Here is a 6,162-nt window from a genome sequence, read left to right on the forward strand (position 1 = left end):
TGGGGTTCGCGGTACCCGGGGGTGGTGGGGCTTTGGGTACAGGATTCGGGGGCCTTCCTGCGGTTCTACGGGTACCCCAAGGTGCTTTGGCCGTACTTGCGGAGCACCAACCTGATGGAGCGGTTTATCCGGGAAGTGCGGCGTGGGACGAAGGTGCGGGACCACAAGTTTCCCAAGGCGGAGGCGGTATACAAGCTCCTTTACCTGGAGTCAGAGAGGCAAGAGGGGAGGTGGGCAGAACGGAAACTAAAGGGGTTCTCGGAGGTGAAGGAGGCGCTGGAGAAGATGCTTCAGGAGCGGTATGCCCCCCGTACACAGACTCTTACACATAACTCTTGACACGACCGGGAGCCCCGAGATGGAACTCCTCCTGCTCCTCGCGGGAAGCCTCTTCGCCGGGGATGGGTACTATGAGCAGGACCTCCTTCGTAGAAAACGTTTCTACCACCTCGCCCAGGTGTTGAGCCACAGCGACCCCTGGTACGTGGCCGCCCTAGCCCGGTACACCCGGCAGGTCCTGGGGCTGCGCTCGGGACCGAGCGCCCTGGTGGCCCACCTGTTTTGGTGGGGCCCCAGGGAAGCTGCGGAGGCCGCGGCCCGCGGGGTGTGGTTGCGGGGGGATGAGCATCTGGAGACCCTCGCCTACACCCGCGCCCAGGGGTGGAAGCTGCGGAAAGCCCTGAAGCGGGCAGTAGCCTGGCGGCTCAACGCCATGAGTCCACAAGCCCTCCTGAAGTACAGGAGGTCTGGCCACGCCTTCTCCCAACGCGATGCCCTTATCCTCACCCATCCGAGGCCCCAGGACCAAGCCCACGCCCTGGTGTACGAGTGGCTGGCCCGGGGAAAACGCGCCCTTCCCGAGGCCCAGGCCTTCGTGGCCCGGCTCCTTGAGGAGCGCCCTACCTGGGAGCGGATCCTTTCCGCGGAAGGGGCGACCAGGGAGGCGTGGCTCAAGGCGCTTCCCCACCTTCGCGGCCTTTCCCTGGTGCGGAACCTAAGGAACCTTCACCGCTTCGGCCTCTTGGCGGAGGAGGAGGTACAGGAGCTTTTGTGGAGAAAGCTTCTCTCCCCGGAGGTGGCCTCCTGGCAGGTGTACCCCCACCAGTGGCTCTTGGCCATCTTCCTAGGCCACCAAGAGGGGTGGCCCCCCGCGGTGTTGACTATGCTGGAGGACGCTCTGGAGGGGACCGCACCGCCCTTGGCCCTGGAAGGGGAAACCCTGATCCTTGTGGATGTCTCGGGGTCCATGTTCCAGCCTCTTGCCTGGGGAAGCGAGGTCAACTACGCCCTGGCGGCGGCAAGCCTGGGGGCCCTGCTCTACCGAAAAACGGGGGGAAGGCTCGTTGGGTTTGACGATAGGGTCCACCCGGTGGCCCAGCCCCCGGAAGCGCCCCTCGCACGCCTAGTGGCGGCCCTCCTGGAAGCAGGCAGGGGTGGGACCTTCCTGGGGAAGGCCCTAGAGGAGAGCCTCCCTGGCTTTAGCGGCCACCGCGTGGTGATCTTCACGGACGAGCAGGTGCATGACGACGCTTACGCCCCCTTGAGGAGGTGGCTGGAGCAGAACCCCAAGCGAAGCGCCTACGTGATCAACGTGGCGGGGTACGCCCCCCTGGCCTTTCCGGAGCGCGGTGTGGTGCGCATGGGAGGGTGGAGCGAACGCCTTTTGGAGATCCTTTTCCTCTTGGAGGTGAAGGACCCCGTGGCTTGGATTAGGAGCGGGGCCTGGGAAAGGACGACAGCACCTGTCGCCCCCGTGGAGGAACCTGAAGACGAAGAGAGGAGGTAGGACCATGACGGAGACCTGGATCCAGCCTCTGACGCGGGAGCATGTGCGGGAAATCCTGGAAGGCCTGGACCTCAAGGTGCTCACGGACCCGGACGGGGACCCCATGGTCATCCTGGCCGACGAAAGAGTAAAGGCCCTCGCCTTCGCCGCCTTTGCTGTGAGTCCGGGGCAAGTATTGAGCTATATAGCCCAGGTGCAAGGTGCCCCCGATTGGCCGGAGGAGGAGGCCCTAAGACGGGTGAACGCGTGGAACGCCGAGCGCAGGTGGCCCCGGGCCTTCCTGCGTAAGGGTAGGATTCACCTGGACTACCACTGGGATTTGGAAGAGGGAATCCATCCAGCCCTGCTCCGGAGCCTCCTCTTCAACGCTTTGGCAGGTACGGTACACTTCCTGCTCTGGCTCGAGGGCTTGGAGGCCTGAGGAGGACCCGGATGAGGAATCCAGTCAAAGAGCTCATCGCCGCCCTCACACTAGCTTTTATACACAATCAGGTGCAAAGGGCCCGGCACGCCCAGACCCAGGAGGAGAAGGAAAGGCTGGAAGGGGAGGCTGTCCAAGCCTTCCTAGATACCATCAAGCTCTTCGAGCTTGAAAGAGAGGAGGTCTTCCGATATTTTCCCTTCACCTACCTCGACACCTTCCCCCCAGAGTTCCTGAGGAAGCTCAGCATGGCCTTAGAAACCTTCAATTCAGGAAAGGACTCTTTAGGCTAAAGATGCAAGGAGGTGAAGGATGCCGCTTAAGTACAACCCCTACACCGGTCGGTACGAGTACGCGGAGGAGGACCAGGAGGCCACCTACAACGAGTACGAGGGGGGCTACGAGATGGGACGCCCGGAGGACACCAGCTACTCCCCCTTCACGGGCCGGTACAGCAAGAAGGGCAAACGCCTGGTGGACAAGTTCAACCCCTACACGGGGCGGTACGAGCAGGTACCCGAGGACTGGGAGCTCAGGCAAAACCCCTTCACCGGGGAGTACGAGTTCGGACCAAAGGAGTGAACTTCCGTTCGCCTTGCCGGGGTGGCCAGTGAGGTAAGGCTTCTGGATGCTCTCCTCGTGGAAAGCTTCCTGCTCCGGAAAAGCGCATAGGGGGTAGCGTGATGAGGAAACCTCCACCACCTTTAAAGCGTGCGTTAGAGATAGCGGCCCATCCCCCCTTCCGCGTCCAGAGAGAGGAGGGGTTGGTCCTGATCAGCTATCGGGAGAAGGGCGGCTTTAGCGAAGCCTCCTGGGATGCGGAGGCGAGGGAACTCCGGGGCATCGTGTACGCGGAGGCCACCGGGGAGGCCGTCTCCCGACCTTTCCATCGCTTTTTTAACCTGGGAGACCCTCGCTGTGGCTTCCCCCCAGACCGGCCCTTGAAAACCAACGACCTCCTCGCCCGCAAGGTGGACGGTTTCCTTCTCCAGGTCTTCGCCTTCCAGGAAAAGCTCTGGTTCGCCAGCCGGGCCGCGCTTCGCCTGTCCAAGGCGGAGCACGCCTCCTGGCGCCAGGCCTGGACCCCTCGCCACGACGCCTTCGTGCGCCAGGCCCTGGAAAGCCTCGGGTCCATAACCCTGCTTTTTGAGGTGGTGGACCCGAAGCGCCTCTCCCTGGAACGCCACGAAGAAGCGGCGGCGGTGCTCCTGGCCATCCGCCACATCCCCACAGGCCGCTACTGGTTCCCCGGAGCCGCTCCCGAGCTGGACGCCCTTCTCCAGAGCTTCCAGGTGCCCCACGTCTCCTGGCGTCCAGCCGGGGCAGGAACCCTGGAGGAGCTGCACCGCAGGGTGCGCAACGAGAAGGACAAGGAGGGTTACGTCCTTTGGCTGGAAGAGGGGGATTTCCTCAAGGTCAAAACCGACTGGGCCCTGGGCTTTTCCCGGAAGCAGCGCAGGTTCCAGGACCACCTTCGGGAGTTCTCCAGGTCCCTGATGGAAGATCGCTTTGACGACTTCATCGCCGGTCTGAGCTCTGAGCCAGAGATGCAAGGGGACTTTCTCCGGTTGTACCGTAGGATCCGGAACCTGATCGGGGAAACGTTGGCCATGGCAGAGGAGGTTAGGGGCCTTCCCCGGAAGGAAGCCGTTGCGCTTCTTGAAGGTCGCCTCCGCTCCCTTCCCCTGGCGCAAGCCCGCTTAAGCCTCGCCCTGGCGGCCTATGAGGGAGGAGAGGAAAGAGCCTGGGCCCGCTTTAAGACCTTGCTCAAGGGTAGAGGTCCCCAAATCCTAGACGCCCTTCTGGAGGAGGCTTGAGCTATCGCGTTCAGAAGACGATCCTCACCACCCTGTTGGCCTGGCCACCCCTTTAGCTGGAAGGGGAGCCTGGCATGGTCAGAGCCGCCACCGTGACCCCTTGGGGTAACTTAAACTCTCCTTTAGGAGGTTGGCGGCATGTTGACGAAGCGTAAACTTCTGTGCTTTGGGAGCGTTATCTTTGCCTTACTCGTTGCCCTTGCCCAAGATTGCAAGCCCAACGGGTCAGCAACCCCAGCCCCGCCACCGGTCTTACCGGAGAGATACCACTATGTCTTCGTCGTGGACACCTCAGGCTCCATGATGGGCCTCGGAGACGGTCAGGGCCGGGTCATTTTCCCCAAGGTCAAGAGCGAGTTAAAGAAGTTCATCGGTCAAGTCCCTGACGGAAGCCGGGTAACCGTTCAACCCTTTGACGCCGGGCCAAAGCCAAGCTATACCTTCACGCTTCCTGAGGAAAAAGCGGCCCTTCTCCAGTTCATAGACCGTATGGAGGCCAAAGGCTCCCAAACTTACCTCTATGCGACGCTTTTAAAAGTACTCCAAGAACTGGAGAAAACCCGCCGTGCCAACGAAGCCGTAAGCATTTATATCTTCACCGACGGGCGCGACAACGATCCGGCGCCCCTTTCCTTCCAAGACGTGGCCCGGCGGTACCAGATTGTCCGAGGACCTTATGATTGGCTCTTTTACATCAGCCTCGGCATCCCTGCGCCCCTGGAGGTGAAAAGGGAGGTTCAAAGGATTCCGAACGCCCAGGTCCTCGAGGCGGCACCCAATCAGGTGCCCACCCTCAGCGAAGTCCTCCTTCAGCCCCCCACCCTGGACCTCGGTAACCTCTGGACGTCTAAGGAGACCAAGCGGGATATCCGCCTCGAGGCCCGGGGCCCTGTTCAAGGGATCCGCCTTCGGGTCTACGCCCCCACCCTGGACCAGGCCGGAGCCTTCCTGGAAGTGGCGCCCTCCCAGATCCCAGCCAACGGCACCTCCACCATCGCCTTCCGAATCCGCAACGGGGAGGCCTTGCCTCCTGGCACCTATGAGGCCTGGCTCTGCCCCGAGGTGCCCGAGAACACCGTGGTTCGGCCTAGGGAAATCGCCTTGAAGTTGGCGTTTCACCCCCCCGCGGAGTACGCCCTTGTGCCCTCCAACGTTCCGGAAGCCCTATCCCTACGCCCCGGTGAACGGGCCCAGCTCGTCTACAAAGTCCAAGGCAACCCCTGGGCCAAGGAACCCCTCCACGTGGCCCTAGAAACCCCCCCGGGGCTAAAAGCCATCCTAAACGGTAAAGAGGGCCCCGTGTCCCTTCTTCCGGGAGAAGAGCTCAAGATTTCTTTGGAAAACACGGGGCTGAGGGGAGGAAACACCGTCACCCCTACCCTCCAGGTAACCGGGCCAGCGGGAAGCGTCATCCAGCCTCCACCCAGCCTGCCCTCCGTGACCCAGCCCCTCACCCTCTGGGACTGGCTCAGGCGGTACTGGTGGCTTTGGCTTCTCCTTCTCCTCCTCCTTTTAGGCCTTCTCTGGCGGTGGTGGCAGAGCACACGGCCCTGGGGAGAGGGGGAGTTCACCGCAGCTCCCGATAAGAACTGCGAGGAAGCGAAAAAACCCTTAAAGGGGATTGTGGATGTGGGCAGGCTCTTTGGCGAGGAGCGCCTCGAGGGGGTGAAGATTAGCTTCCGGAGGAATAAAGCCTACCTGGATAGCCTTCCACCGGGCGTACGAGCCAAGCAAAGTGGTTTCTCCCTAGAAAATGGGGACCTCCTAGACTGGGAAGAAAAGATAACTCAAAACTTGCACTTATTCGCCGCGGGCATGAGTATGCTTGGGGACCACTTGAAGAGGGCTGCTGGTTTCCCCTCTTATGAGGGGCGCCATGAGCCCAGCAGCCCTATCCCTACTTTGGACCATCCTGGCCCTCATGCCAACCCCCCACCTGCGGGAATCCTTGAAGGCCCTGTTGTTCCTTTTCCTCACCGGTCACGGCAAGGCTAGACCCCAGCACAGCAAGACCAAGTCCCCCTCCGCCCTCTCCCGCTTCCTCAACCGCTACCCCTGGCCCACCCGCGCCCTCATCCGCCTGGCCCGCGAGGAGGCCCAGAAAGCCCTGGACCGGGCCAGGCGGAGAAAGGGCCCCA

General features: G+C 62.2%; 7 protein-coding genes and 1 pseudogene. All 8 read left to right on the forward strand.

Annotated features, from left to right (window positions below):
* Nucleotides 1-339 (forward strand): transposase (locus BLP62_RS12955; RefSeq protein WP_176758233.1); only part of this gene is annotated, 339 nt, incomplete at its 5' end.
* A gap of 19 nt (nt 340-358) precedes the next feature.
* Nucleotides 359-1,786: a TROVE domain-containing protein gene (locus tag BLP62_RS12960; RefSeq protein WP_241374321.1), complete on the forward strand. Its 1,428-nt coding sequence runs from the start codon at nt 359-361 to the stop codon at nt 1,784-1,786.
* 4 nt (nt 1,787-1,790) lie between these two features.
* Nucleotides 1,791-2,207 (forward strand): YbjN domain-containing protein, encoded by a 417-nt coding sequence (locus tag BLP62_RS12965; RefSeq protein WP_093008704.1) that lies wholly within the window; start codon nt 1,791-1,793, stop codon nt 2,205-2,207.
* An 11-nt stretch (nt 2,208-2,218) separates the two neighbouring features.
* Entirely contained in the window at nt 2,219-2,500 is a 282-nt protein-coding gene (locus BLP62_RS12970; protein ID WP_143004379.1) for a hypothetical protein, read from the forward strand.
* 19 nt (nt 2,501-2,519) lie between these two features.
* Nucleotides 2,520-2,789, forward strand: coding sequence for a hypothetical protein (locus tag BLP62_RS12975; protein ID WP_038069790.1), 270 nt, complete (start codon nt 2,520-2,522; stop codon nt 2,787-2,789).
* 101 nt (nt 2,790-2,890) lie between these two features.
* Entirely contained in the window at nt 2,891-4,024 is a 1,134-nt protein-coding gene (locus BLP62_RS12980) for an RNA ligase (protein WP_081892735.1), read from the forward strand.
* Nucleotides 4,025-4,162: 138 nt separating this feature from the next.
* On the forward strand, nt 4,163-6,019 hold the full coding sequence (locus BLP62_RS12985) for a vWA domain-containing protein (RefSeq protein WP_244880390.1): 1,857 nt from the start codon (nt 4,163-4,165) through the stop codon (nt 6,017-6,019).
* Nucleotides 5,901-6,162: pseudogene (locus BLP62_RS14240) on the forward strand (transposase); the annotation flags it as partial. The gene BLP62_RS12985 and the pseudogene BLP62_RS14240, both read left to right, overlap by 119 nt.

Source organism: Thermus arciformis, assembly GCF_900102145.1.
Lineage (GTDB): Bacteria > Deinococcota > Deinococci > Deinococcales > Thermaceae > Thermus > Thermus arciformis.

Bases quoted from the DNA above. Each gene is read 5' to 3' on its own strand.
- BLP62_RS12960 (WP_241374321.1), top strand. From the start codon at position 359: ATGGAACTCCTCCTGCTCCTCGCGGGAAGCCTCTTCGCCGGGGATGGG.
- BLP62_RS12965 (WP_093008704.1), top strand. From the start codon at position 1,791: ATGACGGAGACCTGGATCCAGCCTCTGACGCGGGAGCATGTGCGGGAA.
- BLP62_RS12970 (WP_143004379.1), top strand. From the start codon at position 2,219: ATGAGGAATCCAGTCAAAGAGCTCATCGCCGCCCTCACACTAGCTTTT.
- BLP62_RS12975 (WP_038069790.1), top strand. From the start codon at position 2,520: ATGCCGCTTAAGTACAACCCCTACACCGGTCGGTACGAGTACGCGGAG.
- BLP62_RS12980 (WP_081892735.1), top strand. From the start codon at position 2,891: ATGAGGAAACCTCCACCACCTTTAAAGCGTGCGTTAGAGATAGCGGCC.
- BLP62_RS12985 (WP_244880390.1), top strand. From the start codon at position 4,163: ATGTTGACGAAGCGTAAACTTCTGTGCTTTGGGAGCGTTATCTTTGCC.